This window comes from Actinoplanes sp. DH11 (assembly GCF_020873875.1).
GTDB lineage: Bacteria > Actinomycetota > Actinomycetes > Mycobacteriales > Micromonosporaceae > Actinoplanes.
Window position 1 is genome coordinate 199,032 of record NZ_JAHWGU010000009.1, and the last position, 26,510, is coordinate 225,541.

At 71.2% G+C, this 26,510-nt stretch carries 21 protein-coding genes; 13 read left to right on the forward strand and 8 right to left on the reverse strand.

Annotated elements, in window-relative coordinates; translation table 11 throughout:
• Positions 1 to 62: 62 nt before the first annotated feature.
• From LPA41_RS15700 to LPA41_RS15710, 3 genes are all read right to left on the reverse strand, one after another.
• A complete protein-coding gene (locus tag LPA41_RS15700) occupies positions 63 to 1,286 on the reverse strand; it encodes a VWA-like domain-containing protein (RefSeq protein ID WP_229071111.1) in 1,224 nt (407 codons plus the stop codon).
• A complete protein-coding gene (locus LPA41_RS15705) occupies positions 1,283 to 2,485 on the reverse strand; it encodes an AAA family ATPase (protein WP_374238163.1) in 1,203 nt (400 codons plus the stop codon). The genes LPA41_RS15700 and LPA41_RS15705 overlap by 4 nt, the downstream gene beginning before the upstream one ends.
• Positions 2,486 to 2,627: 142 nt before the next feature.
• The gene (locus LPA41_RS15710) at positions 2,628 to 4,142 is read right to left on the reverse strand and encodes a hypothetical protein (protein WP_229071112.1); all 1,515 of its coding nucleotides are present in this window, start codon (positions 4,140 to 4,142) and stop codon (positions 2,628 to 2,630) included.
• A 171-nt stretch (positions 4,143 to 4,313) separates the two neighbouring features.
• On the opposite strand from LPA41_RS15710, the gene LPA41_RS15715 reads away from it, so the two are divergent.
• The 3 genes from LPA41_RS15715 (at position 4,314) to LPA41_RS15725 (ending at position 8,134) form a co-directional block, all read left to right on the forward strand.
• Complete coding sequence (locus LPA41_RS15715) at positions 4,314 to 6,395, forward strand: M14 family zinc carboxypeptidase (protein WP_229071113.1); 2,082 nt, start codon at positions 4,314 to 4,316, stop codon at positions 6,393 to 6,395.
• A 463-nt stretch (positions 6,396 to 6,858) separates the two neighbouring features.
• Positions 6,859 to 7,515, forward strand: a complete 657-nt coding sequence (locus tag LPA41_RS15720) for a response regulator transcription factor (protein WP_304523768.1) — start codon at positions 6,859 to 6,861, stop codon at positions 7,513 to 7,515.
• Between the two features lie 43 nt (positions 7,516 to 7,558).
• Entirely contained in the window at positions 7,559 to 8,134 is a 576-nt protein-coding gene (locus LPA41_RS15725; RefSeq protein WP_229071114.1) for a VanZ family protein, read from the forward strand.
• Here LPA41_RS15725 and LPA41_RS15730 read toward each other — a convergent pair.
• The gene (locus LPA41_RS15730) at positions 8,094 to 9,371 is read right to left on the reverse strand and encodes a glycosyltransferase (protein WP_229071115.1); all 1,278 of its coding nucleotides are present in this window, start codon (positions 9,369 to 9,371) and stop codon (positions 8,094 to 8,096) included. The genes LPA41_RS15725 and LPA41_RS15730 overlap by 41 nt on opposite strands.
• A gap of 426 nt (positions 9,372 to 9,797) precedes the next feature.
• Between LPA41_RS15730 and LPA41_RS15735 the strand changes: the two genes are divergently transcribed.
• The 9 genes from LPA41_RS15735 to fdhA all read left to right on the forward strand — a co-directional run bounded on the left by LPA41_RS15735 (position 9,798) and on the right by fdhA (position 21,557).
• Complete coding sequence (locus LPA41_RS15735; RefSeq protein WP_229071116.1) at positions 9,798 to 11,798, forward strand: nucleoside-diphosphate sugar epimerase/dehydratase; 2,001 nt, start codon at positions 9,798 to 9,800, stop codon at positions 11,796 to 11,798.
• A gap of 155 nt (positions 11,799 to 11,953) precedes the next feature.
• A complete protein-coding gene (locus tag LPA41_RS15740; protein ID WP_229071117.1) occupies positions 11,954 to 13,210 on the forward strand; it encodes a nucleotide sugar dehydrogenase in 1,257 nt (418 codons plus the stop codon).
• 19 nt (positions 13,211 to 13,229) lie between these two features.
• Positions 13,230 to 13,952, forward strand: coding sequence for a sugar transferase (locus tag LPA41_RS15745; RefSeq protein WP_229071118.1), 723 nt, complete (start codon positions 13,230 to 13,232; stop codon positions 13,950 to 13,952).
• Positions 13,942 to 15,006 (forward strand): hypothetical protein, encoded by a 1,065-nt coding sequence (locus LPA41_RS15750; RefSeq protein ID WP_229071119.1) that lies wholly within the window; start codon positions 13,942 to 13,944, stop codon positions 15,004 to 15,006. The genes LPA41_RS15745 and LPA41_RS15750 overlap by 11 nt, the downstream gene beginning before the upstream one ends.
• 130 nt (positions 15,007 to 15,136) lie before the next feature.
• The gene (locus tag LPA41_RS15755) at positions 15,137 to 16,345 is read left to right on the forward strand and encodes a hypothetical protein (protein WP_229071120.1); all 1,209 of its coding nucleotides are present in this window, start codon (positions 15,137 to 15,139) and stop codon (positions 16,343 to 16,345) included.
• A 94-nt stretch (positions 16,346 to 16,439) separates the two neighbouring features.
• Complete coding sequence (locus LPA41_RS15760) at positions 16,440 to 16,859, forward strand: hypothetical protein (RefSeq protein WP_229071121.1); 420 nt, start codon at positions 16,440 to 16,442, stop codon at positions 16,857 to 16,859.
• 525 nt (positions 16,860 to 17,384) lie between these two features.
• Positions 17,385 to 19,004: an IS1634 family transposase gene (locus LPA41_RS15765; protein ID WP_229071122.1), complete on the forward strand. Its 1,620-nt coding sequence runs from the start codon at positions 17,385 to 17,387 to the stop codon at positions 19,002 to 19,004.
• Between the two features lie 981 nt (positions 19,005 to 19,985).
• Positions 19,986 to 20,240, forward strand: coding sequence for a hypothetical protein (locus LPA41_RS15770; RefSeq protein WP_229071123.1), 255 nt, complete (start codon positions 19,986 to 19,988; stop codon positions 20,238 to 20,240).
• 78 nt (positions 20,241 to 20,318) lie between these two features.
• Positions 20,319 to 21,557: a formaldehyde dehydrogenase, glutathione-independent gene (gene fdhA, locus LPA41_RS15775; RefSeq protein WP_229071124.1), complete on the forward strand. Its 1,239-nt coding sequence runs from the start codon at positions 20,319 to 20,321 to the stop codon at positions 21,555 to 21,557.
• Positions 21,558 to 21,717: 160 nt separating this feature from the next.
• On the opposite strand, the gene LPA41_RS15780 is transcribed toward fdhA, so the two are convergent.
• Positions 21,718 to 22,728 (reverse strand): 12-oxophytodienoate reductase, encoded by a 1,011-nt coding sequence (locus LPA41_RS15780; RefSeq protein ID WP_229071125.1) that lies wholly within the window; start codon positions 22,726 to 22,728, stop codon positions 21,718 to 21,720.
• A 159-nt stretch (positions 22,729 to 22,887) separates the two neighbouring features.
• Between LPA41_RS15780 and LPA41_RS15785 the strand changes: the two genes are divergently transcribed.
• Entirely contained in the window at positions 22,888 to 23,262 is a 375-nt protein-coding gene (locus LPA41_RS15785) for a MerR family transcriptional regulator (protein WP_229071126.1), read from the forward strand.
• On the opposite strand, the gene LPA41_RS15790 is transcribed toward LPA41_RS15785, so the two are convergent.
• Genes LPA41_RS15790 through LPA41_RS15800 form a run of 3 tightly spaced genes read right to left on the reverse strand, consistent with a single transcriptional unit; the run spans position 23,219 to position 26,510 of the window.
• Positions 23,219 to 24,232 carry a GNAT family N-acetyltransferase gene (locus LPA41_RS15790; protein ID WP_229071127.1) on the reverse strand — a complete coding sequence of 338 codons (1,014 nt, stop codon included), beginning with the start codon at positions 24,230 to 24,232 and terminating at the stop codon, positions 23,219 to 23,221. The genes LPA41_RS15785 and LPA41_RS15790 overlap by 44 nt on opposite strands.
• Positions 24,233 to 24,256: 24 nt before the next feature.
• Positions 24,257 to 25,480, reverse strand: a complete 1,224-nt coding sequence (locus LPA41_RS15795) for an FAD-dependent monooxygenase (protein ID WP_229071128.1) — start codon at positions 25,478 to 25,480, stop codon at positions 24,257 to 24,259.
• Between the two features lie 7 nt (positions 25,481 to 25,487).
• Positions 25,488 to 26,510 carry a GNAT family N-acetyltransferase gene (locus LPA41_RS15800; protein WP_229071129.1) on the reverse strand — a complete coding sequence of 341 codons (1,023 nt, stop codon included), beginning with the start codon at positions 26,508 to 26,510 and terminating at the stop codon, positions 25,488 to 25,490.

The window sequence follows — 26,510 nt, forward strand, 5'->3', positions numbered from 1 at the left end:
TCCCGGGCATGTTCGTGTTGCTGCCGCACCACCCGGCCGGGCCGGTTCCGCGGCGTGGCGGGTCAGCCGATCCGGACCACGCGGGACCAGTCCGGCGGTGTCTCCGGCACGTAATCGTGGTCCTCGCTGTGCTGTGGCGGCCGGGGGAACAACCCGACCACCGTGCGGCACGGTGGCTGCTGCTCCGGCCACGGCGTCTGGCCGTCGGTCAGCGCGACGATGACGTCCGGGCGCGGCAGGCCGCGCAACGCCTGGCGGAAACCGGCCCGCAGGTCGGTGCCACCGCCGCCGACCAGCGGGATCGACTCGGCCCGGCAGAGCGGCACCGCGACCCGGGCCGCCGCGTCACAGGAGATCACCCGGACGGCGTCGCGCCGGCCGCCGAGCGAGCGCCCGATGGCGGCCACCTCGAGGAGCGCGCTGCCCAGCTCGGCGTCGCTCACCGAGCCCGACGTGTCGATCACGACGGTGACGCCGGGCGGGCGGTGCCGCAGGCTGGGCAGGACCACGCCGGGCAGGCTCGCCGAGCGGCGCGCCGGCCTGGCGTAGGCGTAATCGTCGCCCGCGCCCGCAGCCGAGATCGCCGACCGGACCGCGGCGCCGAGCAGCTGGCGCCACGGCTGCGGCGGGTGGAAGGCTTCCTCTGCCCACCGTTTCCAGCCGTCCGGGACGTCACCGGGCAGGCCCTGGATCCCCTGCGCCACCCGGAAACGCACCCGGTCGCGCTCCTCGCTGCTGAGCCCGTGCGACCCGCCCGGCCCGAGGTCCCACTCCCGGGTCCGGCCGTCGGCGCCGCTGCCGCAGTCCAGCCACGCCCATTGCTGGGTGAGCCCGCCGAGGGAGAACCGCCGGAGGTACTCCTCCATCAACAGACCGGTGTCCAGCCCCAGCCGGGCCGGGTGCACGGCCCCGGCAGGGAAGGGCAACCCGTCGCCGTACGCGTCGTCGTTGATCTCGAAATCCCCGGCGATGTTCATCCGCAGCCGCTCCCCGGCGCCGTCCACCTCGTGCCGGGCGGCGTACCGATCACCCCGCCCGTGGTGGTCGCGCAGCAGGTGGGAGACCTCGTGCACCCAGACCGAGGCCAGTTCCGCGAGCGGGGTGCGGTCGACGAACGACGGCGAGACATAACACCGCCAGTGCCGGTCGACCGCCATCGTCGGCACCCGCTGCGACTCCACCGGGTGCAGGGCGAACAGGGCCGTGGCCAGGTAAGGCCGGGCCCGCGTCGCATACAGCCGGGCCGCGAACAACTTCTCCCGGTCGAGTTCGGTCCCGGTGCTCATCGGCCGGCGCTCGCGCGTTCGGAGAGGGCGACCGCCGCCGACAGCCGCTCGATCGTCGCCGGGATCGGCCAGTCGTCACGGCGCTGCTTGGCGAGGGTGGCCGCCGGCACCACCACCAGATCCGGGGCGCCGGTGTCCAGCGCCCGGGCCAGGACCTGCCAGGCGGCGTCCCAGCGGGCCCGTTCCGGCCGTTTCCGGATCGCCTCGACGACCGCGTCGAGCACCGCCTGGCGCAGGTCACCGCGGTCCGGCAGCACCGCGTTCGCCGGGTCGGCGAGCAGGTCCTCCGGGTCCGGCAGATCCAGCCGGTCCAGGACGGCCAGCAGTTCCAGGCCGGGCCCGTCGCCGACCGCACCACGGACCAGCATGGACAGCGCCTCGCGGGAGGCGTCGGCGGCGGTGGCGAAGGCGAGCAGCCGCAACGCCATGTCCCAGCTGCGCGGCGACGGCCACGGCCCGCCGCGGCGGGTCTCGCTGTTCGGCAGCTGGTGCACCAGCTTGGGCCGGGCGTCGAGCAGCCCGCACACCGCGCGCCGGGCCCGGCCCACCGCCTCCGGCAGCCGCGCCGCGTCGAGCCGGGGCAGCGCCGCCCGCGGCCACGTGCCACCGAGGCCACGCACCACGACGTCATGGTCGTACGCCCATTGCAGGTGCACGAACCGGTTCGCCAGCGGCGCGCTCAACTCCCACCCGTCCGCCGCCGACGACCGCGGGTTGGCGGCCGCGACGATCCGGACGCCGGGCGGCAGCCGCAGCGCACCCACCTGCCGTTCCAGCACGACGCGCAACAGGGCGGCCTGCACGGCCGGGGGAGCGGTGGAGAGTTCGTCGAGGAAAAGCAACCCCCGTCCGGTGCGCGCCAGTCGCACCGCCCAGTCCGGCGGCGCCATCGGTACGCCCTGCACGGCGGGATCGTCACCGACAACCGGCAGCCCGGCGAAGTCGGACGGTTCGTGCACGCTCGCGATCACCGTGGTCAGCGGCAGGCCGAGGGAGCCGGCGAGGTGGTTGAGGGCCGAGGTCTTGCCGATGCCGGGTTCACCCCAGAGCAGCACCGGCAGGTCGGCGCTGACGGCGAGGGTGAGCGCCTCGAGCTGGGTGTCGGGCCGCTGCTCGGTGGCGGTGTCACCGAGCAGCGCCAGCAGGTCGGCGGCGACGTCGAGGGTGGCGGTGGTGGTGGGCGGGTGCAGCAGAGTCAAGTGAGATCACCGTGGTTTCTGTTCGGCGGAACGCGGAAGGGTCCGGCCTGGTCGCAGGCGCAGCCGTGAGACGGGGCCGGGTCGGTGGCAAGGCTCTTGATGGCGAGGCTGAGGCGCGCTCGGCCGGGCGAAGCGATCCGGGTCAGGGGTGGCGTGCGTGCCGGGGGCGGCTGCGGACCGTGCGCCGCCGGCTGGTCTGTGTGGGGCAGCGTGGCGGGCAGTGGCCGATCATCCCGGCGCGGAACAGGCCGTGGGTGACGCGCTGCTCGGCCGCGTAGCGGAGTTCGTCCCGCAACGTGCCGTCGCGCAACAGCACGTCCGGGCCGAGCAGGGCTTCCACGATGTCCAGCGCCCCGGCGTAATCACCGTGGTCCAGCAACGCCCGGACGTCGGTGAGTTCCTCCGGATGCCGGATCGCCGCGTCGACGGCGCGCAGGCAGGGCATGGGCGTGCCGCCGAAGGCCACCAGCAGTTGCTCGCGCCGCAGCTCGGCCGGGTCGTGATCGAGAGGCGTCAGGACGCCGTCGACCAGCCCGATGCGATGCCACACACCGTCACACTCGACGAGCCGCTCACCGACCGATGAGGCCGCCCCTGGCGACACCTCCGACCCGGATGCGACCCCGGGCTCGGACCCCGAGCCGGACCCGGACTGCGAGCCGGACCCGGACTGCGAGCCGGACCCGGACTGCGAGCCGGACCCGGACTGCGAGCCGGACCCGGACTGCGAGCCGGACCCGGACTGCGAGCCGGACCCGGACTGCGAGCCGGACTCAGACCGCGAGCCGAGACCGGGCACGAGCGCCGCCGCGACAAGCGGATGCAATCGTTCCGGGGCGATCAGCCCGGACCGCAACAGCAGCAGATCCGGTGGGACCCGGGTGGCGGCATCCGGCAGCACGGGCAGGTCGCGTCCGTACCGGGCGCGACCTGCCACAACATCATCGCGCGCCGGGTCGATCACCACCCGGCGGCCGGCGCCGAGACGGACCACGACCGGACCGGCCGGCAGGCCGTCGGCGGCGAGCAGGATCGCTGCCTCGTCTGCCCACCGGTGCACCGCATACCAGTCGGCCGCCGCCGGGTCCGCGAAGTCCGCCGCGGGGGATGGGGGAGCGGATGCCGGCGGCACCCGGGCCGACCACAGATCGGGGCGGGCCCGGTGCCGCAGTTCGCCCGCGCGGCTCGCATCCCACAGGAAGCGATGCAGATCCAGGCGGAAGCGCCGGTCCGGCCGGGGTTGCCGGTCCGGCCGGGCCGGAGCGCCGCGTTCCCACAGGCCCAGGCTGACCCGCTGCCCGGCGTCGGCCCAGGCCGGGGGAGTGCGGGCCACGAGGTGCAGGCCGCCGTACCGGGCCAGGGACACGGTCAGCCCGGGGCGCAGCAGGCCGGTGGAGCCGGAGCGGGGCAGGTGCCAGCGCAGCAGGTCGGGGGCGAGGTGGCGGAGGTCGTCGCGGAGCCGGGCGGCGACCGAGGTGCCGTGCGAGCGGGTCACCGCGCGCGGGTCGAGGTCGATGTCGAAGCGGGCGGCGGCGCAGGCGCCGGCCCAGTCACCCGCGGCGCGGCGGGCCGTGGCGGATTCGATCATCGAGGGCGGCACGGCGTAGGTCCGCACGCGCAGCCAGGTTGCCAGTCGGGTGTCGTTCGCGGAGCGCATCAGCACTCACCTTCGGCGAACGAGACCCCCGTTTCATACCAGTAGGTATTCATCGCCGGCGAGCCTACAACCCGCGGCGGCAGCCTGTCAGCCCGACGCCCAGCCTATTGACAGATTCGAATCTTTGGATTGCGGTGGAGGTCGACATCCTTCGACGCCGCAGGAGGTTCGATGCGCTGGCCGGCAACCCTGTCCGCCGCACTGCTCACCGCTACCCTGCTCACGGTCCAGCCGGCTACCGCAGCCGGACAGACCGCTGACGCAGCCGACAGCCTGGCCCCGATCACCCTCGCCGCCGGCGAGCGTGCCCTGATCAGATTCCAGCTTCCCGACGAGGCCGCCTTCGAGCGCCTGCTGACCAGCGGTGCCGACATCGCGGCCCGCCCGCGCACCACGCCGGGCGCGGTGCTGGCCGACGTCGTGGTGGACGACCGTGAACTTGCCGCGCTCGTGGCGAGCAGGGCGAAACCCGTACAGCTGATCCACTCGGAATCGGACTCCGCGCGGCGCGCCGCGCAGAGCCGGACCACCGCGCGGGCCGCGGCCGAGGACACCCTGAAGTTCCTGCAGTCCTACTGGTGGACCAGCAACGGGCGCACGTTCCTGCAGACGCAGGTCGCCACGACGGCCAGCGACGACCCGGACGTGGAGATCACGGTGACCTGGACGACCGCGGACGGGGCGACCGGCTCCTACCCGCTGGTGCGGTTCGAGGACGCCGACGAGTACCAGTACCACTACGCGCTGCCGCAGCCGCTTCCGGCGAAGCCGGTCCGCGTTGTCGCCACCTCCAGCCTCGGCGGGCAGTCCCGGGCGGTCACGCCGTCGGTCTGGCCCGGCTCGACGCCGCCGGCGAACCCGGCCGGCTACCAGAAGGACTTCATCGACGCCTACATGACGCCGACCGACGTCAGCGCCCGGATCAAGCGGCTGGCCCGGCAGTACCCGAAGCTCGTCGACCTGATCAACCTGCCGAACAAGACGCAGGGCTACCGGCGTACGGCAGTCGCCTACCTCGGTGACCCGGCCGCTGCCGCGATCGTGGTGGAGTCGGTGAAGTTCGGTGACCAGGGCTTCAACGGTGTCCAGGTGCGCACCGTGGACCCGGGCCGGAGCAACCGGCCGCTGAACGCGACCTACCGCGACCGGGTGCTGACCGTGCAACTCGCCACCGGACCGGCCGGCCAGGTGATCAGCACGACCGACCAGGTGGCCGCGTTCATCGCGGCCAGGTACCCGCAGCGGTTCACCGCGTTCGTCGAGGACGGCTCGGCGGGCCTGATCATGCCGGTCACCGGACCGGCCCGTCTCGACGACGGCCTGGCCGGGACCGAGGTCTCGAAGCGACCGCAGACCGTGCAGGCGCTGCGCATCGGCAAGGTCCGCGACGGGTCGAAGCCGGGCGTCCTGGCCTACTCGCAGGAGCACGCGCGGGAGTGGGCGACGCCGCTCGTCACGCTTGAGTTCGCGGAGCGGTTGCTGGCGAACTACGCCACCGACCCGGCGACCAGGGAACTGGTCGACGCGACGGACGTCTTCATCGTCCCGACGGTTAACCCGGACGGCGCCAACTACTCCTTCAACGACTTCAACTTCCAGCGCAAGAACCTGGTCAACCACTGCACGGGCGCCCAGCGCGACCCCCGGTACCGCAACTCGTGGGGCGTCGACGTGAACCGCAACTACGCGGTCGGCTCGCACTTCGACGGCTACGTCGGCGGCAGTGCCAACTGCCTCTCCGGGACGTATTCCGGCACGGCGGAACTGTCCGAGGCGGAGAGCCGTAACGTCGTCGCGCTCGCCGAGCAGAACTCCAACATCAAGTTCTCGATGAACGTGCACAGCTACGGCGGTTACTTCATGTGGTCGCCCGGCGCCTACAAGATCCCCGGCCGGGTCACACTGCCCCGGCCGTCCATCGACGAGGCCAAGTTCTTCCTGGACAGCGCGAAGCGCGTCGTCGGCGCCATCTCCACCGAGCGGGGCACGGTGACCTGGCCCGCCTACACCGGTCCGGTTGCCGACGTGCTCTACTCGGCCGCCGGCAACTCCGCCGATCATCTCTACTACGACCTGGGCATCACGGCCTGGAACTTCGAGGTCGGCAACGACCGCTGGAACGAGGCCACCCAGCAGTGGGAGGGCGTCGGCTTCCAGCCGCCGTTCGACGAGGCCCACGCCGAGGCGCAGGAGTACGCCGGCGGGCTGGTGGAACTCGTCCGCATCGCCCGCGACCAGTCCGAACAGCGATAGATCTCCGGGGCGCGCGCACCCTTGGCGGTGGGCGCGCCCTCCCGTCGCGAACCGGGACACTCGAAAGTGGAATGATCAGATAACGGTCCGGTTGCGGTGGCGAAATCGCTCTCTCTTTCGGGTGATCGGAATGGCGAATTTCGATCACTTTCGCGACCGATATGTCCATATTTTTCGGGTTTTGCTCTCTATTTTTCTGCTGTAAATGATCGATACCCTCGGCATTTTTCCGGCCAGTTTCGTTGATCCGGTAAACCTCAGTCAGTCGATCGGCTAAGGGTATGTGCGCAGAGTGCCTCCGACCGTTACGTTAAGTACCTGGCCGACGGGATCTCCGCTGGCACAGATTTGTGCTGACCTGCGACTGTCCGCGTTCATCGAGATCAATCAGGAATCTGCCGCCCCGGAGTCATCGGAATGGACACGGGGCGATAGAAAGGTAAGTGCATCAGGCGTTCCTGCCATGCCGACGCTCCTGGCCGCATGGCCGGCGTCCTTCGACGAGGGTGGTGTGATGATCCGGGTCGTCGTTGTGCGAGACGAGGGATACTTCGGTGTCCCGGTGCGGACGTTCCTCGAGACCGAGCCGGATGTGCACTACGTCGACACGCTGCCGATCGGCAGCGACCTCGCCCAGCGGGCGGCGCAGCTCTGGCCGGGCGTCGTGGTGATCGACACGCAGTACATGGTGAGTCAGATCCTGCCGATCGCCGACGAGCTGCACACCGCGATCCCGTCCTGCTCCATGCTGTTGCTCTGCGACCCGTCCAAGCGCGGCATGCTCCCGCCCCGCCGGTGGAACGGCGGACTCAACTTCCTGCTCAAGGACTGCTCGCCGAGCATGCTGGCCGATGCGGTGCGCCGGCTGGCCCGCGGCGAGCGGGTGGTCTCGCCGATGCTCCAGGCCGCCTCGCTGAACACCGACCGCGGCCTGAGCACCCGCGAGCTGGAGGTGCTCGGGCTGGCCGCCGAGGGGGAGTCGGTGAAGGAGATTGCCGGCCGGCTCTACCTCTCCGGCGGCACCGTTCGCAACTACCTCTCCGCGATCATCTCGAAGACCGGCGCCCGCAACCGTCTCGACGCCATCCGCATCGCCCGCAAGCAGGGTTGGCTCCGCTGATCTCCCAGAGCGCTCCCAGCCCTGCCGCGTACCGTTGGAAGCGATGCCAACTCACCACCTCACCATCCCGGCGCTGCCGGTCCTGGTGCCCTTGGGCGTCGTTCTCATGGTCGTCTCCGGCACCTGGCTGCGCCGTCGTGGCCTGCTGACCGCGGGTCGTCTCGGCGCCGCCTGGTTCGCCGGGTGGTACGCGGTGGCCGTCCTCGGCGCCACCATGCTGCCGATGCGCCTCTCCTGGGGGCGCGGCGCCGTCGAGGGATACCGGCTGATCCTGGAGCCGGTGGTCAGCATGCGCCCGATCGACTTCCTGCTCAACATCGTGATGACCGTGCCGCTGGCCGCGCTGCTGCACATCGTCTTCGGGGTGCGTGATCAGCGCCGCGTGGTGTGGATCGGTTTCCTGCTGAGCCTCTCGATCGAGCTGACCCAGGCGATCCTGGTGCTCACGCTGCACGGCAACCGCTGGGCCGACGTGAACGACCTGATGTCCAACACCATCGGGGCGTACGCGGGGTTTCTGCTCTTCGCCCGGCTCCGCCGCTCGGAGCGGTTCGGCCGTGCGGTGGAACGCCTGTCGTTCACCCGGAGCGAGCGCGGTACGCCAATAGCGGTGCGATGACCCGGCGCCGGCCGGGTGGCTCGGCGATGCGTTCGTAGAGCCGCCCGACGGCGGCGGCGAAGTGGTCCGCGTCGTACCGGATGCCCACCGACCGGGCCGGCAGCCGGGCCCCGCGCCGCTCGGTCAGGCAGAGCAGTTCGGCGCGCAGCGCCCGGGGCAGCGACTCCCGGTCCCGGGCGGCGAACCGGTGGGTGCCACGCACCGGCGCCCGGCCCGCGGCCCGCTGCTCCAGCGGCGGGCAGGTGGCGTAGAGGGCGGGCAGCCCGCAGGCGATCGCCTCGAGGGTGGCCAGCCCGGCGCTGCGCCGGTCCGGGGAGGCGAAGACGTCCATCGCGCAGAGCAGCTCGCGGGCGTGCGGGACGGCACCGGCGAAGAGCACCCGGTCGGCGACCCCCTCGATCACCGCGAGGCGTTCCAGGGCGGCCCGTGCCGAGCCGTCGCCGACCAGCAGCAGGCACGCGTCGGGCGTCTCGGCGACGGCCCGGATCAGCAGGTCGAACCGTTTCTCCGGCTCCAGCCGGCCGACGCCGCCGACCAGCGGGACGCCCGGCGCGATGCCGAGCCGGGCCCGGGCCCGGGCGCGCACCCGCTCGTCGAAGCGGAACTCGGCGGTGTCGACGGCCGCCGGGATCACGGCGATCCGTTCCTCCGGCACGCCCCAGGAGCGCAGCCGCCGGGCGATCGCCGGTGACGGCGCGATGGTCACCCGGCCGAGTCGTTCCCCGGCCAGGTAGACGGCGCGCACGCCGGGGGAGACCCGCCGTCCCCCGACCGGTCCGGCGCCGAGGTGGTGCCCCGTGTCGAAGCGGTGCCCGGCGCCGGGGTGGTGCCCGGCTCCGAGGTGGTGCTTGATGGCGAGGTGGTGCTCGATGGCGAGGTGGTGCTCGGTGGCGACGACGTTGCGCACCCCGGCCAGGCGCGCCGCGAGCCGCCCCTGCACACAGGCCTGGAAGAGGTGGGTGTGCACCAGGTCGTAACGCCCGGCCCGGATCAGCGCCCGCAACCGGCCGACCGCCCCCGGGTCCAGGTCGCCGCGGGTGGTCAGCCGGTGCACCCGGGTGCCGTCGGCGCGCAGCGCGTCGGCCACGACGTCCGGTCGGTCGGCGGAACTCGCCGGCGCGCCCACCGGCGTGAGCGTGACGACCTCGCTGTCGTGCGGCAGCCGGCGCACGAGCAGGCGCACCTGATGGCCGGCTCCACCCGGCCCCGGCGCACTGATCACATGAAGCACCCTCATCGTTCGTTATCCCCCGGTCGCATTGACGACAGAACGCTTGCGACACCCGCGCTGAATGACGCTGCCGGAATGAGGCTCTGATCGTAAGTCTCAGATGTCATGGGTAAGGCGAGAGGTTCTCACTGTAAGCATGACATCCTCGGCCGAATGGCCAGGTGAGTGAGGCCGATCGGTGTCTCCGAAAACCCGATCAAGGCCGCGTCATCACGCGAACAGGGAAAGTGAAGAATCCTCACGTAGGCCGTGACAATTGCTACTGTAATCGGCCCCTGCCGACTGCAACTCTAATTTTGCGAAAGGTCGAAACGGCGATCCAAGCGAGCGGGCGGGAGTTATTTCCGGCAGCCGGAAATGCATTCCGCCGGCTCGCTTTTCCTTGTCGCGGATCCGCGGCCGGCCGCGCCGGCATCGTACGAGGGGGATTCCATGCAGGTACGGCGATCAACGTCCGGCGACAGCCAGGCCGATGCCGCTCCAGGCGAGTGGCGCGGCCGGGGTCCAGCCCCGGCGCCCTGGCTCGCGACAGTCCTACCCGCCCGGGCCGCCCGGGCCGGCACCGACGCGCTGGCCCTCGCGGCCGCGCTGCTCATCGCCACACTGCTGCGGCACGACGGGCATCTCGGCGAGGTCGATCTCCGCGGCCTGCTGCTGCTCGCCGCGGTCGCCGCGGTCGTGCACAGCCTCGCCGGCATCCACTTCGGCCTCTACACCGGCCGCTGGGCGTACGGGTGCTTCGAGGAGATCGCCGCGCTGGTGAAGACCGCCGCCGTCGTGACACCGGTGCTGCTGGTGCTGGACACGGTGCTCGGCCGGCTGGTGCCACGTTCCTCGATCATCGCGGCCGGCCTGATCACGCTGGTCCTCGCGGCCGGGGTGCGCTACACGGTGCGGCTGCTCAAGGACAACCGGCTGCGGCCGTCGCCCGAGCACGGCATCCGGGTCGTGGTGATGGGCGCCGGCGAGGGCGCCACCCAGGTCATCCGGGCCATGCTGCGCAGCCCCCGCAGCCCGTACGTGCCGGTGGCCCTGCTCGACGACGACCCGGCCAAGCGCACCTACCGGATCATGGGGGTGCCGGTGGCCGGCAACCGGGACGCGATGGCCGACGTGGTCCGCCGGTTCGACGCCGAGGCCGTGGTCATCGCGATCCCGAGCGCCAGCGCCGACCTGATCCGCGCGCTCACCGACCTGGCCCAGCCGCTCAACGTCGACCTCAAGGTCGTGCCGCCGGTGGTCGAGCTGTTCGGCCGGACCGTGCGGGTGGAGGACATCCGCCCGGTCAGCCACGAGGACCTGCTCGGCCGCCGCGAGATCGGGATCGACCTGGCCGCCGTCGCGGGATACCTGGAGGGCCGCCGCGTCCTGGTCACCGGCGCCGGTGGTTCGATCGGCTCCGAGCTGTGCCGGCAGGTCGCCCGGTTCAACCCGGCCAAACTGATCATGCTGGACCGCGACGAGTCGGGCCTGCACGCGGTGCAGCTCTCGCTCGACGGCCGGGGCATGCTCGACGACCGTAACCTGGTGGTCGCCGACATCCGGGACCAGCAGCGTCTCGACGAGATCTTCACCGAGCACCGGCCGCACGTGGTCTTCCACGCCGCCGCCCTCAAGCACCTGCCGCTGCTCGAGATGCACCCGTCCGAGGCGCTCAAGACCAACATCATCGGCACCTACCAGATCCTGCAGACCGCCCTGCGGCACAACGTCGACCGCCTGGTGAACATCTCCACCGACAAGGCCGCCGACCCGTGCAGCGTGCTCGGCTACTCCAAGCGGATCACCGAGCGGCTGACCGCGGCCGCCGACACGGCCGCCTCCGGCACCTACTGCAGTGTCCGGTTCGGCAACGTGCTCGGCAGCCGCGGCTCGGTGCTCACCGCCTTCGCCGCGCAGGTCGAGGCGGGCGGCCCGATCACCGTGACGCACCCCGACGTCAACCGGTACTTCATGACCGTGCAGGAGGCGGTCCGGCTGGTCATCCAGGCCGGCGCGCTGGAGAGCACCGGCGAGGTGCTCGTCCTGGACATGGGCGAGCCGGTGCGCATCGCCGACGTCGCGAAGCGGATCGCCGACGCCGCCGAGCAGCACATCCAGATCGTCTACACCGGGCTGCGACCGGGCGAGAAGATCTCCGAGATCCTGCTGGGCCCGGACGAGCCGGACCACCGGCCCAACCACCCGCTCATCTCGCAGGCACAGGTGCCCCCGCTGGACGGCGCGGTGCTGTCGCTGCTGGACCCGTCGTCGCCCCGGACCGACATGATCGCCGTCCTCAAGTGGCTGGCCGAGAGCCCGGCGCTGCCCGCCGTACGCGTGCCGCCGCCCGCCCCGACCACCACCGCGCCCGGCGTGTGGCACCGCCCGGCGCCGCGCAGCAAGCCCCGCCACCCGGAGGCCGCCGCCGTCCCACCGGCCCGGCACCCGTGACCAGACGTGCCAAGACCGCCCGTTCGCGGGCGGCCCGCCCGCCGCAGCACCGGCCGGTGCCCGACGAATCGGCCGCTCACCCGCCGGACCGCACGACACCGGCACCGCGGACACCGGCTCACCCGAGTCCGGTCCAGCAGAAGGAGAGAACGCCCATGCGGGTGGTCATCGCCGGTCAGGGATATGTCGGACTGCCGCTCGCGGTCCGCGCCGCCCAGGTCGGTCACCAGGTCGTCGGCTTCGACGTCGACGAGGATCGGATCAAGCGGCTCGCCGCCGGCGAGTCCTACGTCGACGACGTCTCCTCGGCCGACCTCCAGGACGTCCTGGCCTCCGGTCACTTCACCCCGTCGTCCGACCCGCGCTCCTGCGGCGGCTTCGACATCGCCGTGATCGCGGTGCCGACGCCCCTGCGTGACGGCACGCCGGACCTGCGCTACATCGAGGAGTCCGCCCGCACCCTGGCGCGGTACCTGCGGCCCGGCGCGACCGTCGCCCTCGAGTCGACCACCTACCCCGGCACCACCACCGAACTCGTCGCGCCGCTGCTCGAGGAGGGCTCCGGCCTGATCGCCGGCGTCGACTTCCACCTCGGCTACAGCCCCGAACGCATCGATCCTGGCAACCGCGAGTGGAACCTGACCACCACGCCCAAGGTGGTCTCCGGCATCAACCCGGCCTCGCTCGAACAGGTGCGGGCCTTCTACGGCTCGGTCGTCGACCACACCGTCCCGGTCTCCGACACCAAGGTCGCCGAGCTGGCCAAGCTGCTCGAGAACACCTTCCGGCACGTCAACATCGCGCTGGTCAACGAGCTTGCGGTGTACGCGCACGACCTCGGCATCGACGTCTGGGAGGCGATCGACGCGGCCAGTTCGAAGCCGTTCGGGTACATGCGGTTCGTGCCCGGGCCCGGCGTCGGCGGGCACTGCCTGCCGATCGACCCGTCCTACCTCTCGTGGCGGGTGCAGCGGACCCTCGGCCAGAGTTTCCGCTTCGTCGAGCTCGCCAACGACATCAACAACCACATGCCGGACTACGTCGCCCGCCGGCTGGTCGCCGCCCTCAACACCCGGCGCAAGGCGGTCAACGGCTCCACGATCCTGCTGCTCGGTCTCGCCTACAAGAAGAACAGCGGGGACGCGCGCGAGTCGCCGGCCCGGCGGGTCGCCGCGCTCCTGCTCGACATGGGCGCCGAGGTGCGGGCTGCCGACCCGCACGTGGTCGAGGACGCGCACATCGACAGCCGGGTCGTCCGGGTCTCGCTCACCCCGGAACAGCTGGCCGCCGCCGACGCGGTGGTCGTGCTCGCCGACCACGACGACTTCGACCTCGACCTCGTCGTGCAGCACGCGGCGTACGTGCTGGACACCCGGCACCGCATCACCGGACCAACCGTCGAGTCGATCTGAACCGCCTGCGGAGGTAATCGTGGACCCCGTCGTACGCCCCGTTTGGAACGGCCTGCAACGCCTGGTCGCCGCCGTCATGCTGCTCCTGCTCGCCCCCCTGGTCGCCGCGATCGCGGCCTGGATCCGGATCGCCGACGGCCGGGGTGTGCTCTTCGTCCAGGACCGGGCGGGCCTGCGCGGCCGACCGTTCCGGATGCTCAAGTTCCGGTCGATGGTGCACGACTCGGTGGCGCTCAGCGCCAAGCTCGGCATCGACGACCCGTTCGGCCTGCTGGAGAACGATCCCCGGATCACCCGGTGCGGCAGATTCCTGCGGCGGACCAGCCTCGACGAACTGCCCCAGCTGATCAACGTGGTGCGCGGCGAGATGAACCTGATCGGACCCCGGCCGGACGTGCTGCCGCAGGTGGCGAACTACTCCGCCGAGGACGCCCGCCGGCTCGAGGTGAAGCCCGGCATCACCGGCTGGGCCCAGGTCAACGGCCGGGACGACATCGACTGGCCGCAGCGCTTCATCCTCGACCGGTGGTACGTCGACAACTGGTCGCCGGCCCTCGACCTGCGCATCCTCTGGCGGACCGCGGTCACGCTGCAGCGCGGCGAGCCGCCGGTGCACGTGGACACCCTCAACATCGCCCGGCAGCAGACGGCGGCCGGCGCGTTCGATCAGAAGGCCACCACCACCGCCCGGCCGCCGGCCGACCACAGCGTGACGGAGCAGGACGTCACCCGTGTCGCCTGACCGCACCGAGATCGGCTCGGAGTTCCACTGGGACCCGGCCGTCCTGCTCAATGCCGAGCAGGGCGGCCTGCCCCGGTGGATGCCCGAGCAGCACGAACTCTTCGCCACCGGCTGCGGCGCTCTCGCCGAACTGCTGCGCCGGATCGCCCCGGCCGGCCGGCTGCACGTGCCCTCCTACTTCTGCATGGGCGTGGCCGAGGCGCTCTCCGAGCTGATCCCGATCACCTGGTACCGCCACCTCCCCGACGGGCGCGGCCCGCGCTGGGAGACGCTGCGGGCCCGCGACGGGGACGTGGTCCTCGCGCAGAACCTGTTCGGCCGCGACGACGGCGGGCCGTGGCACGCCTGGATCCGGGCACACCCGGCGATCCCGGTGATCGAGGACCACTCGCACGACCCGTTCGGTGACTGGGCGCGGGACAGTGTGGCGGCGTACGCGATCGCCTCCCTGCGCAAGACGCTCCCGCTCCCGGACGGTGGCCTCCTGTGGTCGCCGCGCGGGCTCGGCCTGCCCCGGCCGCGCGGCCCGGAGAGCACGGGCGCGCACCTCAAACTCGCGGCCATGCTGCTCAAAGCGGCGTGGCGGAGCGGGCGGCCGATCGACAAGGAACACTTCCGGTCGCTGCAGCAGCAGGGCGAACACGAACTGCTCGGCCACGCCGGGCCGGCCTGCGCCTTCACCCGGGCGGCGCTGCCGCTGCTCGACGTGACGGGCCTGCGTGCGGCGGACGCGGCCGCCGCCCGGGAGCTGGCGGGAGTGCTGTCCGCCCGTACCCCTCTGATCCGGGTCGTGGGTGACGGGCCGTTCCGCGTACAGCTGGAATGCACCTCCCCGCAGGCGCGGGATGCGCTCCAGGCGCACCTGGCCCGGAACGGGATCTTCGCGCCGGTGCATTGGCGGCAGGACCGCCATGGGCTCTGGAGCGGCGATCACGAGGCTTTCGAGGCGGCCGGGCGGATGCTCACGCTGCCGGCTGATCATCGGTGCCGGCCGGCGGATCTGTGGCGGATGGCGGAGGTGGTACGCGCCTTCGAGCCGGCGCTGGCCGCCTGAGGTCTGCCGGGCCGCTCTCGTCGGGTGCTTGGCCGTCCTCGTCCGGTGGCAGGGTCGCGGAGATCGGCGCATGGGCATATCATCATTACGTGATGCGTCGATCAACGCAGAGTGATCAAGGACGGTGACCATGACCACCGCGACCTGGATTGCGCTCGGGCTGGCCGTCTACGGCGCCGTGAGCTACGCGGTGGGATCGATCCTCCAGGCCATCGGTGCGAAACGCAGCCACAACACCGTGAGCACGCTCGGCCACCCGCTTTACCTGATCGGCATCGCCCTCGACATCTCCGCCTGGGTCGCGGCGATGTTCGCGTTGCAGCACCTCGCGGTCTACGTCGTCGAATCCGTCCTGGCCGGCTCGCTCACCATCACCGCCGTGCTGGCCTGGCTGTTCCTGAAATCGAAGCTCCGGCAGCGCGACGTCATCGCGATCGTCTGCACCGCCGCCGCCCTGACCGCCCTCGCCATGTCCGCCGGCCAGCAGCACGAGATGGTGCCCTCGACCACCATGCGGATCGCGTTCCCGGCGGCCGCGGTCGGCGTCGTGATCCTCGGCTGGGCCACCACCCGGATCGGCATCCCCGGCCTCATCGCCGCCGTCGGCGGCCTCTCCCTCGGCGGCGCCGCGCTCACCGGCCGCGCACTGACCCTGCCGCCCGGCTCGATGGACTCGTTCGGCACCGCGGTTGTCGCGATCGCCACGGAACCGCTGGTCTGGGCCCTGCTGATCTTCCCGATCAACGGCATGATCCTGTACGCGAACGCGCTCCAGCAGGGCGACGTCGGCCGCGTCACGGCCGTGCACTGGACCGGCGAGGTCGTCGCCCCCTCGGTGATCGCGCTGACCCTGCTCGGCGACACCGTCCGCCCCGGCTGGGAACCGGCCGCCCTGCTCGCCGGCATTATCACCATCGCCTCCGCCGTCATCCTCGCGTCCGCACCCGCCGCCACCGCACCCGTCGCCTCCGACACCTCCACCCCGCTCCCGGTCGCCCCGCCCCAGGCCGGCCTGGCCCTCGTCCACGCCGAGGCCTGGCGGCTCGCCATCCCACCCGAAGCACACTGGCCGGCTTTGCAGCCGCCCCTCGTCCGGGGATACGGCACCTTCCTCTGGTGGGGCTCACCGACCACCCCGCAGCCCCTGTGGGTGCCGCCGGACCGCACCATCGACGTCCCCGGCGCGCTGCCCGCCTGGGCGGGTCCGCAACTGCCCGAACGACGCGGCGACGCCCCGGAGGAACAACCGGTAGTGCGACGCGCCCCGCAGCGCCGGCTCGGCGGCCGGCGCAGGGCGACGCCCGCCTTGATGTCCGGGCGCAAATCCACGGCGGCCTAAAGCGCGGTTTCTGGTTCCGGCACGGCGGGTGAGATGCCAATGTTCGGCGGGATCGACGCTGATGGCTGCCCGGTGGCGGTAGCATCGGGTCACCATGGAACTGCACTGGTGGACGATCGAAGTCATCGACGGCGCGCACCAATCCGCGGCGCGCTGGCAGGACTCCTATGCCACAGTGCTTGTCGAGACGGCCATCGCCCACGGTGCCTACGAGTGGAACTGGCTGCGGCAACCATGGGGCACCCTCTTCGAGATCGGTTTCCGCAGCGACGACCGCTGGTCTTCGTACCGTGAGTTGCCCGCCGTCCGCGCCGCCCTCGACGCCGTCCCCGATCCCGTCAACGGCCTGCTGATCTATCCCGGTCGCGGCGGCAGCTCGGGGCGTGCCGAGCCGCGCCGCCCGCTGCCCCGGACCGGCGCCGGGGCGGCACCCGTGCCCGAGGAGCCGAAGCGCGTCCGGGTGCGGCTGGCCGTCAGCGAGCCCGCCCCGACCGTAGGCGGCGTGGCAGCCTGACCGTCCGCCTCTACCGGCCAACCTGGCGGGCGCTTTCCTCCATGCTGTCCATGCTGTCCATGCTGTCCATGCTGTCCATAAACGGTCAGCGGGTGCGTGGCAGGTGTTCGTCGCTCGCGTGTTCCCCGATCATCACCTCCGCAGGGTGTCCTATGGTTCGGTCAGGCAGCGATCGCCTCTTCCTGCTGGTTTGTGCTGATCGGGCGTCGGAGGCGGATCTTGGTGTGCGCGATGCCGGCTCGCCGGTGCCGGGTGCGATGCCGGCTCGCCGGTGCCGAGTGGATCGGTGCGGCGTGGTGTTTTCGTGCCCTCGGTTCCTTGGCGGTCAGTGAGTGACCAGCCGCGACCCGCTGCGGTGGGCCCGCGTGGCGTTGTTGATCTGCTGGCGGAGCGAAATCGCGCTTTCAGGCCAATGATCACCGCGATTTCGTAGCGCTAGCCCTGCTTTCCGCGTGTCGGTGATCGTGGGTGGGTTCGGCGCGGCGGGTTGGCGGTGTGGGTGGTTGGTGGCAGCGTGCCGGGGTTGTGAGACAGCGTGCGCAGTACGGTTCGGTGCCGTCGGTGGAGAAGGCGTTGGGGTCGTTGCCGGTGGTCGCGGCGTTCGCCGGCCGGTTACGGATTCGTGCGGTCATCGATGAGTTGTGCCCGGCCGATGGGCGGGCGGAGTTGACGCACGGTCAGGTTGTCGAGGCGTTGGTCGCGAACCGGTTGACCTCGCCGGAACCGTTGGTGCGGGTGCAGGACTGGGCGGGCGGGTACGCGGTCGAGGAAGTTTTCGGCGTGCGCCCGGAACAGCTCAACGATGATCGGGTCGGCCGGGCGCTGGACGCGATCGCCAAGCGGGTCGACGCGATCGCCGGGTCGGTGGGTGCGGCCGCGATCGAGGCGTTCGGGATCGATGTGTCGCGCCTGCATTGGGACATGACCTCGATCTCGGTGCACGGCGAGTACGAGCACCCCGAGCAGGGGTATCCGGCGCCGAAGTTCGGTCATCCCAAGGACCGGCGCCCGGACTTGAAACAGGTCCAGACCGGGATCGCGGTGACCGCGGACGGTGGGGTGCCGGTGTTTCATCGCGCGTATGACGGCGGTGCCGGCGAAGTCGCTCAGGTGGTGCCGATGATGAAGTCGTTGCAGAAAATCGCTACCGAACGCCGGTTGTTGATCGTCGGGGACTCGAAGCTGGTGTCGTACGAGAATCTGGCCACGATGCAGGCCGAGCAGGTCCGGTTCGTGGCGCCGGCGTCGAAGCTGTATGTGCCGGCTACGGCTTTGGCCGGCCTGGATCTGGGCCAGGCCACCCGGGTCGACTACGTCGCCGCCCGTGACCACGGCAAAGACCCGGACAAGCGGGGCACATGGCACGTCTGGGAGGACACCATGGACCTGGCCGTGCCGCGCAAGAAGGGTCTGGTGCTGTCACTGCGCCGGGTGTTCGTGCATTCCAGTGCCCGCGCCCAGGCCGCGGCCACCGCGCGGGCCCAGAAACTGGACCGGGCCCGCGACGACCTGGCCCGGCTGAGCCGGGCCCTGGGCTCGCGGCACTACCCGGATGCGGCAGCGGTCGAGGCCCGCCTGGCGATGATCGGCAAGGCCCGCCGCGTCGGCGCCTACCTGCAGGCCACCACCGGCACCGACCCGGACACCGGCAAACCCACCTTGCACTGGCGTTTCGACCAGGCGGTAATCGATGCCGAAGCGGCCACCGACGGCTGGTACGCGCTACTGACCAACCTCGATCCCGGCGAGGCCGACGCCACCCAGGTGCTGCTGCACTACAAAGGCCAGGAAGCCGTCGAACGCCGCTACTCGGCGTTCAAAGGCCCCCTGGCTGTTGCCGCGATCTACCTGAAGAACAACCGCCGGATCACCGCCATGATCACCGTGATCTGTCTCGCCCTGCTCATCTTCAGCCTCATCGAACGCCAGGTCAGAGCCGCGCTACGCGCCCAAGGCCGGACCACCGTCGCCGGTCTCTACGCCGGCCGCCCCGCGATCCCGACCACCCGGCTGATCCTGCAAGCCCTCGCCGGCATGAGACTCATCCCCGCCATCGGCGGCAACCCGCCCACCATCCCGCTACCCACACCCCTGCAACACGAACTCCTCGACCTACTCGACGTCGATCCGCTGGAATGGTGCTGACGATCACCGACCTGCGGAAAGCAGGGCTAGCAGATCAACATCTCGCACGAGCGGCGCCGGGCTGATGTGGCTGACGTGCGTGATGGGCGCCGGGGTGATCTGGTCGAGGTCTGGGATAGAGGTGGTGCCTGCGTTGGTCGATCCGCAGGCGTGAGGTTGGGGGCGTCACCCGTTCGCGGAGCGGCCTCGAACGGGTGCTCGCGCGGCGCCGGAAACGGGTCCACACTGGTGCTGCGGCCACCGTCAGACCCGCCTTCGCGATTTCTAGGCAGTCCGGAGGATCGCGGTGGCCGCCTTCAGCATGATCACCCCCGGTTGTCGTTGCCGGGTGCCGTCACTGAACGCTCGTTACGTCATCGGTCGCTCACTCCGCGTGGTGTCGCTCGCTTGCCTGCTGCGAGTGGCGGCGCGAGACTGATCATCTGGTGCTGGTGCTGGTGCTGGTGCTGGTGCTGGTGCTGGCGGTGCGCGAGTGGGCGGGCAGGGGTGTGCTGTGACCACCCGGCGGGTTGTGCTGAGTCATGCGGAGATGGCTGCGCTTGTTGAGCAGGCGAGTGTGACGATCCCGCCGGACTGATCGACGAGGAACTGGCTGGTAGGTCGAGGGAGCCCGGAGCCGCACCGGATGGAGCAGCGACGGCGGCGCCGGTATCGGTAGCAGCGAGGGCCGCGCCGGTGTCGGCAGTTACGACGGCGGGGCTGGAAACGGCGGCAAGCACCGCGGCGGCGCGGGGAGCGGCGGCGCTGGGAGCGGGGGTGCGGGCCGCGGCGCGGGGAGCGGTGGGGAATCGTTGCTGGCTGATGTGGTGGTTCTGGCTGCGCCGGTGGCGGCTGTCCGGCTGGAGACCGCGGTGCCGGGCCGGGTGCTGCGAGGGCTGTTCAGTGTTTCCGGGATTCGGGGTGCCAGCCTCTTCACCCTTGCTGGCGGGACTTTGGAACTGTCCCTCTTCGACGCACCTGGTCGGGCGGACCCGTACGCAGATGCGCGGTAGCCTCTCCGCCCTGGCCACCGGGCGGGACCGGGACGGTGGCGTGCTTGCCGGGCAGGTGGCGTGGCTGCTCACCGGTGACCACTGGACCGGGCTGCGGCCGGTTCCGGGGTCCGGGGCCCGGCAGGTGCGGCTGGAACCGGTGGAGCGGGCCGATTTCCGGCGTGGGGGGCGCCGCACCTGGCGGCCGTGTTCGAAGCGGGCCGTGCCTGACGACGGGGGTGTATGCGTCATCCGCGACTACTGACGGTTCTGTTCCGGTCACGTGCCGAGAAATATGGCGGTGACGGCGTCGGGAGACGATACGACACGCTGGAGGCGCGACATGTCAGGCAACAGAGCGGTTGTCTATCAGGGTGCGGGACGGGTCGAGGTACGTGACATCGACTATCCGAGTTACGAGATGAAGGACGGGCCTGGCGTCAACAAGATGAACGTCGGGCGGCGTACCCCGCACGGCGCGATCCTGAAGACGGTGGCGACCAACATCTGCGGCAGCGACCAGCACATGGTGCGTGGGCGTACCACCGCGCCGGAAGGCCTGGTCCTCGGTCATGAGATCACCGGTGAGGTGATCGACGTCGGGCCGGACGTGGAGTTCATCCGGGTCGGTGACGTGGTGTCGGTGCCGTTCAACATCTCCTGCGGCAGGTGCCGCAACTGCAAGGAACGCAAGACCGGGGTCTGTCTCAACGTGAACCCGGACCGGCCGGGGTCGGCGTACGGGTACGTCGACATGGGCGGCTGGGTTGGCGGGCAGGCGGAGTACGTGATGGTGCCGTACGCCGACTGGAACCTGCTCAAGTTCCCCGACCGGGACCAGGCGCTGGAGAAAGCGCTGGATCTGGCCATGCTCAGCGACATCTTCCCGACCGGCTACCACGGTTGTGTGAGTGCGGGCGTGACGACCGGGTCCACGGTGTACATCGCCGGTGCCGGTCCGGTCGGCCTGGCCGCGGCCACGTCGGCGTTCCTGCTCGGTGCCGCGGTGGTCATCGTCGGCGACCTCAACGACGAACGTCTCGCGCAGGCCCGCAGCTTCGGCTGCGAGACGATCAACGTGGCGAACGGCGACCCGGTGGAGCAGGTGCAGCAGCTGCTGGGCCGGGCCGCGCCGGCGATCGGCCAGCCGCTGGTGGACTCGGCCGTCGACGCGGTCGGGTTCGAGGCGCGCGGGCACGGCCGGGACGCCGGCGTGGAGAAGCCCGCGACGGTGCTGAACTCGCTGATGGACCTGACCCGGGCCGGCGGCGCGATCGGCGTGCCCGGCCTCTACGTCACCGGTGACCCGGGCGGTGTCGACGACGACGCGAAGGTCGGCTCGCTGTCCCTGCGGCTCGGGCTGGGCTGGGCGAAGTCGCACTCGTTCGTGACCGGTCAGTGCCCGGTGATGAAGTACAACCACGGCCTGATGATGGCGATCCTGCACGACCGGGTGCAGATCGCGAAGAACGTCAACGCCAAGGCCATCTCCCTGGACGAGGCGCCGCAGGGGTACCAGGAGTTCGACCAGGGCGCCGCCCGCAAGTACGTCCTCGACCCGCACGGTGTCATGCGCCGCTGAGAATCCGCCGGCGACCGGCCGCCGACCCGCGGCCGGTCCCCGGCGAAGCAGCCGGTCCCCGGCGGAGCGGCCGGTCCCCGGCGGAGCGGCCGGTCCCCGGCGGAGCGGCCGGTCCCCGGCGGAGCAGCCGGTCCCCGGCGGAACTGGTCCGGAATGACCGTCAGAGGTAGGCGAGTTCGTGCGACTTCTCGTACGGGTGGCTCTCGGCGGACCGGCCGGACAGGGCCAGCCGCACCCAGGCCGGGTTCGCCAGCAGGATCCGGCCGAGCGCCACCAGGTCGAACTCGCCCTGATCGAGACCGGTCAGGAGGCGCTCGCGGTGGGAGATCTCGTGGTCCAGCGCCACCGAACCGACGGTGATCGTCGGCAGCCCGGTGATCCGCCGCGCCCAGCCGGCCAGGTTGAGCGGGGAGCCGTCGAAGGCGGGTTCCCAGAAGCGGCGCTGCGAGGCGTGCAGGACGTCCGCGCCGGCCGTTGCCAGAGGTTCCAGCAGGGCGGCGAGCCCGGCCGGTGACCGGGCGATCCGTGCGCGGTAGTCGCGTTCCTTGAACTGCGAGAACCGTACGATCAAAGGCATCGTGGCGGGCAGTTGCGCACGGACCGCGCCCACCACCGCGGCCGGGAAGGCCGCCCGGCGTGCCGGCGTGCCGCCGAACGCGTCGGTGCGCTGGTTGGTGACCGGCCAGAGGAACTCGTCGAGCAGGTACCCGTGCGCGGCATGGATCTCGACGGCGTCGAAACCGGCCCGGACCGCCACCCGGGCAGACTCGGCGAACGCCTCGACGATGGTGTCGATATCGGACAGCGTCATGGTCGACGGGGTCCACGAGGCCAGACCGTCGACGGGGGAGCGTTCGCTGCCGAGGTGCCAGAGTTGCGCGGCGATCCGGCCGCCGGCGGTGTGCACGGCGTCGGTGACCAGGCGCCAGCCCGCCTCGGCGGCGCCCGCGGTCATCCGGGGCACGGTGGTCTCGTGGCTTGCGCTCGGGTGCCCGATCAGGGTGCCCTCGGTGATGATCAGGCCGACGTCGTTCTCGGCCCGGCGGCGGTAGTATTCCGCCACTTCGGGGGTGGGCACGCCGCCGGGGGAGCGGAACCGGGTCATCGGCGCCATCACGAAGCGATTCGGGAGCGTGAATCCGCCGAGCGTGAGAGGGCTTGTCAGCGTCATGCCGTCACGCTAAGACTTGACACCGATGTCAGCTTCAAGCCTTTGTGACCGGCAAGACAGACCGGCAAGACAGACCGGCAAGACAGACCGGCGAGACAGCGCGGCAAGACAGACCGGCGAGACAGGTCGGCGAGACAGAGCGGCAAGACAGGGGGACGGATGCGGATCGGTGACCTTGCCGCGGCGACGGGTGCCAGTGCCCGGTCGCTGCGCTACTACGAGGAGCAGGGCCTGCTCACCAGCGAGCGCAGCGCCGGCGGCCAGCGCGGCTACCCGGCGGGCGCGGTCGAGCGGGTGCGGCTGATCCGCTCGCTGCTGGCCGCCGGGCTGACCAGCGCCACCATCCGCGAGGTGCTGCCCTGCGTCGCCGACGCGTCGATCCGCACGCCGTGGCTGGCGGCCCGGCTCGCCGAGGAACTGGAGCGGGTCCAGGTCCAGATCACCGAGCTGAACCGGACCCGCGACGTCCTGGCCGGGCTGGTGGAGAGCTTCAGCGGTACGGCGGGAACCGTCCCGTCAGCGACTCGGGTGTGATCGGCCCGGCCAGTTTCTCGAACGCGATCGGATCGGTGATCACCCGCCAGGTGTGGAAGTCCTGCCGGAGCGACCCGAACGCCGCCTTGTAACGGAACAGCGAGTCGTCCGACCCGCCCAGCCCGCCGCCGATGTGGAACACCTGGTTGCCGCGGTCCCGGCCCCACAGCCGCACCTCGTGGTAGAGCAGCTTGTCCGCCCACCAGATCTGCCCGTCCCGGGTGGCCTGCAGGTGGGTGTGCATGATGCCCTGGTGCTCGAAGAACAAGTTGCCGCCGAGCACCCCGTCGTCGTGCCGGGCCACCGCGAGGTGCAGGTGATCGCCGAGCGCGTCCCGCAGCCGGTGGAAGTGGTCGCGGTCGAAGAAGTAGAAGTCGGTGGCACCGACCCGGCGCATCGTGGCGTGGTAGGTGCCGATCCACTCGTCGAGCAGGCTCCAGTCGTCGAACTCGACCCGCACCCCGGCCCGCTTCGACTTGTTGATCTGGTTGCGGTGGGTCCGGTGCGTCTCACTCCACATCTGCTCGGGGGAGAGCGTCAGGTCGATGCCGACCGTCTCGCCGTGCCGGACGACCGTGCCGACCCGTTCCAGGGACACGGCCGGCACCGGCAGCAGCGGGTGCAGGCGCACGAACGCGGTGATCGCGTCGTGGCAGCGCAGCAACTCCACCATGGCTTTCGCGGCGCGCGCCCAGAACGCGGTGTTGGTCGGCGCCAGGTCACTGACCGGACCCGGATAGCCGTACGGGGACACGGCGTCCCGCAGCCCGGTGCCCGGGATGGTCCGCAGCACCAGCGGAACGAGCATCATGTGGTCGGCTTCGTCGTACCGGAACGCGGCGGGGGTGCCGCCGACGAGCTGTGCGTCGAGTGCGACGTAGTCGGGCAGGTGGTAGACGTCGTGGCGGGCACGATCGAGGGCATCAGCCCACGCCGTGTCGCCGGGTTCCAGCAGGGCGCCTTCGGCCATCGGTCATCCCCTCGGTGTTACCGGTCAGGCGGTATTGGTGATCATCGGGCCGGCGGTGACCGGCCGTCTGCGGGCGCGGCTCCACCGGCGGGCGCTCAGCGTCCACCGCAACATGGTGCGGGGCAGCGGGCTCTGCGTCGACATGTGCAGCAGATATCGCCACGCCGGGTACTCGCCGCGCCGGTCGGACAGCGCGTACGAGAATCGTTTGGCCGGCAGGTCGGCGTACTCGGGGAGGCGCTCGAACCAGGCGCTGCTCGCCCGCGCCGCCTTCTGCAGCGGCGCCATTGCCGCCTTGCGGCGGTGCTCGTAGCGTTCCAGCGCCACCGGAAGACCCTCACCGGACGCCCCGGCGACGGCGTCCGCCAGCGCCATCGCGTCCTGCATCGCCAGCTTCGTCCCCGAGCCGATGGCGAAGTGCGTGGTGTGCGCCGCGTCCCCCATCAGCACGACGTTGCCGTGGTCCCAGCGCTGCGCGGTGACCCGGCGGAAGTTCAGCCAGCCGGTGCCGCCGATCTCGGCCCGCTGGTCGATCAGCGGCGCCCCGTGCAGGTGGTCGGCGAAGATCTCCTGGAGCCGGGCGGAGCCGGCCCGTCCGTCGAGCGTGTCGAAGCCCAGCGCGGCCCACGTCGACGGCTGGCACTCCACGATGAACGTGCTCGTCGTGTCGTCGAACGGATAGGCGTGGTACCAGATCCAGCCGGCCTCGGTCCGCTCGAACCCGAACGTGAACGTGTCGAAGACGTGCGGCGTGCCGAGCCAGATGTACTTGTTGGCAGCGACCTCGACCTCGGCACCGAAATGTCCGGCGTGCGCCTCCCGGACCCGGCTGCGGGCGCCGTCGCACGCCACCACCAGGTCGGCCGGCGGCAGCGCGGCCAGGTCGCTGAGCTCGTCGGAGTAGCTGACGTTCACGCCCAGCTCGGCGGCCCGCTCGGCGAGGATCTCGAGCAGCCGGTGCCGGCCCAGACTGAACCCGTACCCGGCCAGGTGGGTGACGGGTTTGCCGGTGGCGCGGACCTCGTACTCGTCCCATTTGCGGGCCGACTCCCAGATCCGTTCCGCGCTGACCGGGTCGTACCGGAACAGGTCGTCCAGCAGGTCGTCCCAGAAGACCACGCCCCAGCCCCAGGTCACGCCTTTGGGGTTGCGTTCCAGCACGGTGACCTCGTTGGCCGGGTCGGCCAGTTTCGCCAGCACCGAGAAGTAGAGGCCGGCGGGTCCGCCGCCGACGCAGGTGATGCGCATGGCTCTCCTAACGGTAGGCGGGGAACATGGCGGTCACGTCGTCCGGGTCGGCCTGCGGCCGGTGCTCGCGCACCAGCGCCCGGTAGGCCGCCGGGCTGGCGATCACCCGCCAGGTGTGGAACGGGTGCCGGCGCGGCGAGAAGCCCGCCTTGTAGGAGAACAGCGAGTCGTTGCTGCCACCCTTGCCGCCGCCCAGGTGGAACACCTCGTCACCGCGCTCCTTGCACCACCGCCGCACCTCGTCGTAGAGCATCTCGTCGGCGTACCGTTTCGGCGCCCGGCGCGTCGACGACACGTAACCGGTGGCGATGCCGTCGTACTCGAAGAAGGTGTTGCCGCCGACCACCTCGTCGCCCTCCAGCGCCACCGCCAGGTGCATCCGGTCGCCGACCGCGTCGTGCAGGGCCGCCAGGTGCTCCCGGGTGAAGAAGTAGTAGTCGCCCGCACCGACCCGGCGCATGTTGTCGTGGTAGACCTCGACCCATTCGCCGAGCCGGTCCCAGTCGTCGAAGATCACCCGGGTGCCGGCGCGGCGGGCCCGGTTGATGTGGTTGCGGTGGTCGCTGCGGGTCTGGCCCCACATCTCCTCCAGGCTCACCGTCAGGTCCATCGACACGGTCTCGCCGTGGTGGACCACCGTGCCGGCCTGCCGCATCGCCGGCACCGGCGCACCGAGCAGCGGGTGCATCCGGACGAAGGCCGAGACGATGCCCTCGGCGTGCAGCGTCGCCACGAAAGCGGCGCACGCCCGCTCCCAGAACGCGGTGTCCTCCGGCGCCGCGTCACTGACCGGCCCCGGGTAGCCGTACGGCGAGATCGCGTCGCGCAGCTCCGAACCCGGCACGGACCGCACGATCAACGGGATCAGCAGCCGGTGCCCGTCCTGCTCGAAGCAGAACGCGGCCGGCGCGCCACCGTAGAGCCGGGCGTCGAGGACGACGTACTCCGGCACGTGGTACATGTCGTGGCCGACGTGCTGCAACGTCTCCTTCCACTCGCGGGCCGATGGCTCCAGCAAGGATGCCGTCAT

Coding starts and splice junctions, on each gene's coding strand:
- LPA41_RS15700 (WP_229071111.1), bottom strand. CDS start 1,286: ATGAGCACCGGGACCGAACTCGACCGGGAGAAGTTGTTCGCGGCCCGG.
- LPA41_RS15710 (WP_229071112.1), bottom strand. CDS start 4,142: ATGCGCTCCGCGAACGACACCCGACTGGCAACCTGGCTGCGCGTGCGG.
- LPA41_RS15715 (WP_229071113.1), top strand. CDS start 4,314: ATGCGCTGGCCGGCAACCCTGTCCGCCGCACTGCTCACCGCTACCCTG.
- LPA41_RS15720 (WP_304523768.1), top strand. CDS start 6,859: ATGCCGACGCTCCTGGCCGCATGGCCGGCGTCCTTCGACGAGGGTGGT.
- LPA41_RS15725 (WP_229071114.1), top strand. CDS start 7,559: ATGCCAACTCACCACCTCACCATCCCGGCGCTGCCGGTCCTGGTGCCC.
- LPA41_RS15730 (WP_229071115.1), bottom strand. CDS start 9,371: ATGAGGGTGCTTCATGTGATCAGTGCGCCGGGGCCGGGTGGAGCCGGC.
- LPA41_RS15735 (WP_229071116.1), top strand. CDS start 9,798: ATGCAGGTACGGCGATCAACGTCCGGCGACAGCCAGGCCGATGCCGCT.
- LPA41_RS15740 (WP_229071117.1), top strand. CDS start 11,954: ATGCGGGTGGTCATCGCCGGTCAGGGATATGTCGGACTGCCGCTCGCG.
- LPA41_RS15755 (WP_229071120.1), top strand. CDS start 15,137: ATGACCACCGCGACCTGGATTGCGCTCGGGCTGGCCGTCTACGGCGCC.
- LPA41_RS15760 (WP_229071121.1), top strand. CDS start 16,440: ATGGAACTGCACTGGTGGACGATCGAAGTCATCGACGGCGCGCACCAA.
- LPA41_RS15770 (WP_229071123.1), top strand. CDS start 19,986: ATGCGCGGTAGCCTCTCCGCCCTGGCCACCGGGCGGGACCGGGACGGT.
- fdhA (WP_229071124.1), top strand. CDS start 20,319: ATGTCAGGCAACAGAGCGGTTGTCTATCAGGGTGCGGGACGGGTCGAG.
- LPA41_RS15780 (WP_229071125.1), bottom strand. CDS start 22,728: ATGACGCTGACAAGCCCTCTCACGCTCGGCGGATTCACGCTCCCGAAT.
- LPA41_RS15785 (WP_229071126.1), top strand. CDS start 22,888: ATGCGGATCGGTGACCTTGCCGCGGCGACGGGTGCCAGTGCCCGGTCG.
- LPA41_RS15790 (WP_229071127.1), bottom strand. CDS start 24,232: ATGGCCGAAGGCGCCCTGCTGGAACCCGGCGACACGGCGTGGGCTGAT.
- LPA41_RS15795 (WP_229071128.1), bottom strand. CDS start 25,480: ATGCGCATCACCTGCGTCGGCGGCGGACCCGCCGGCCTCTACTTCTCG.
- LPA41_RS15800 (WP_229071129.1), bottom strand. CDS start 26,510: ATGACGGCATCCTTGCTGGAGCCATCGGCCCGCGAGTGGAAGGAGACG.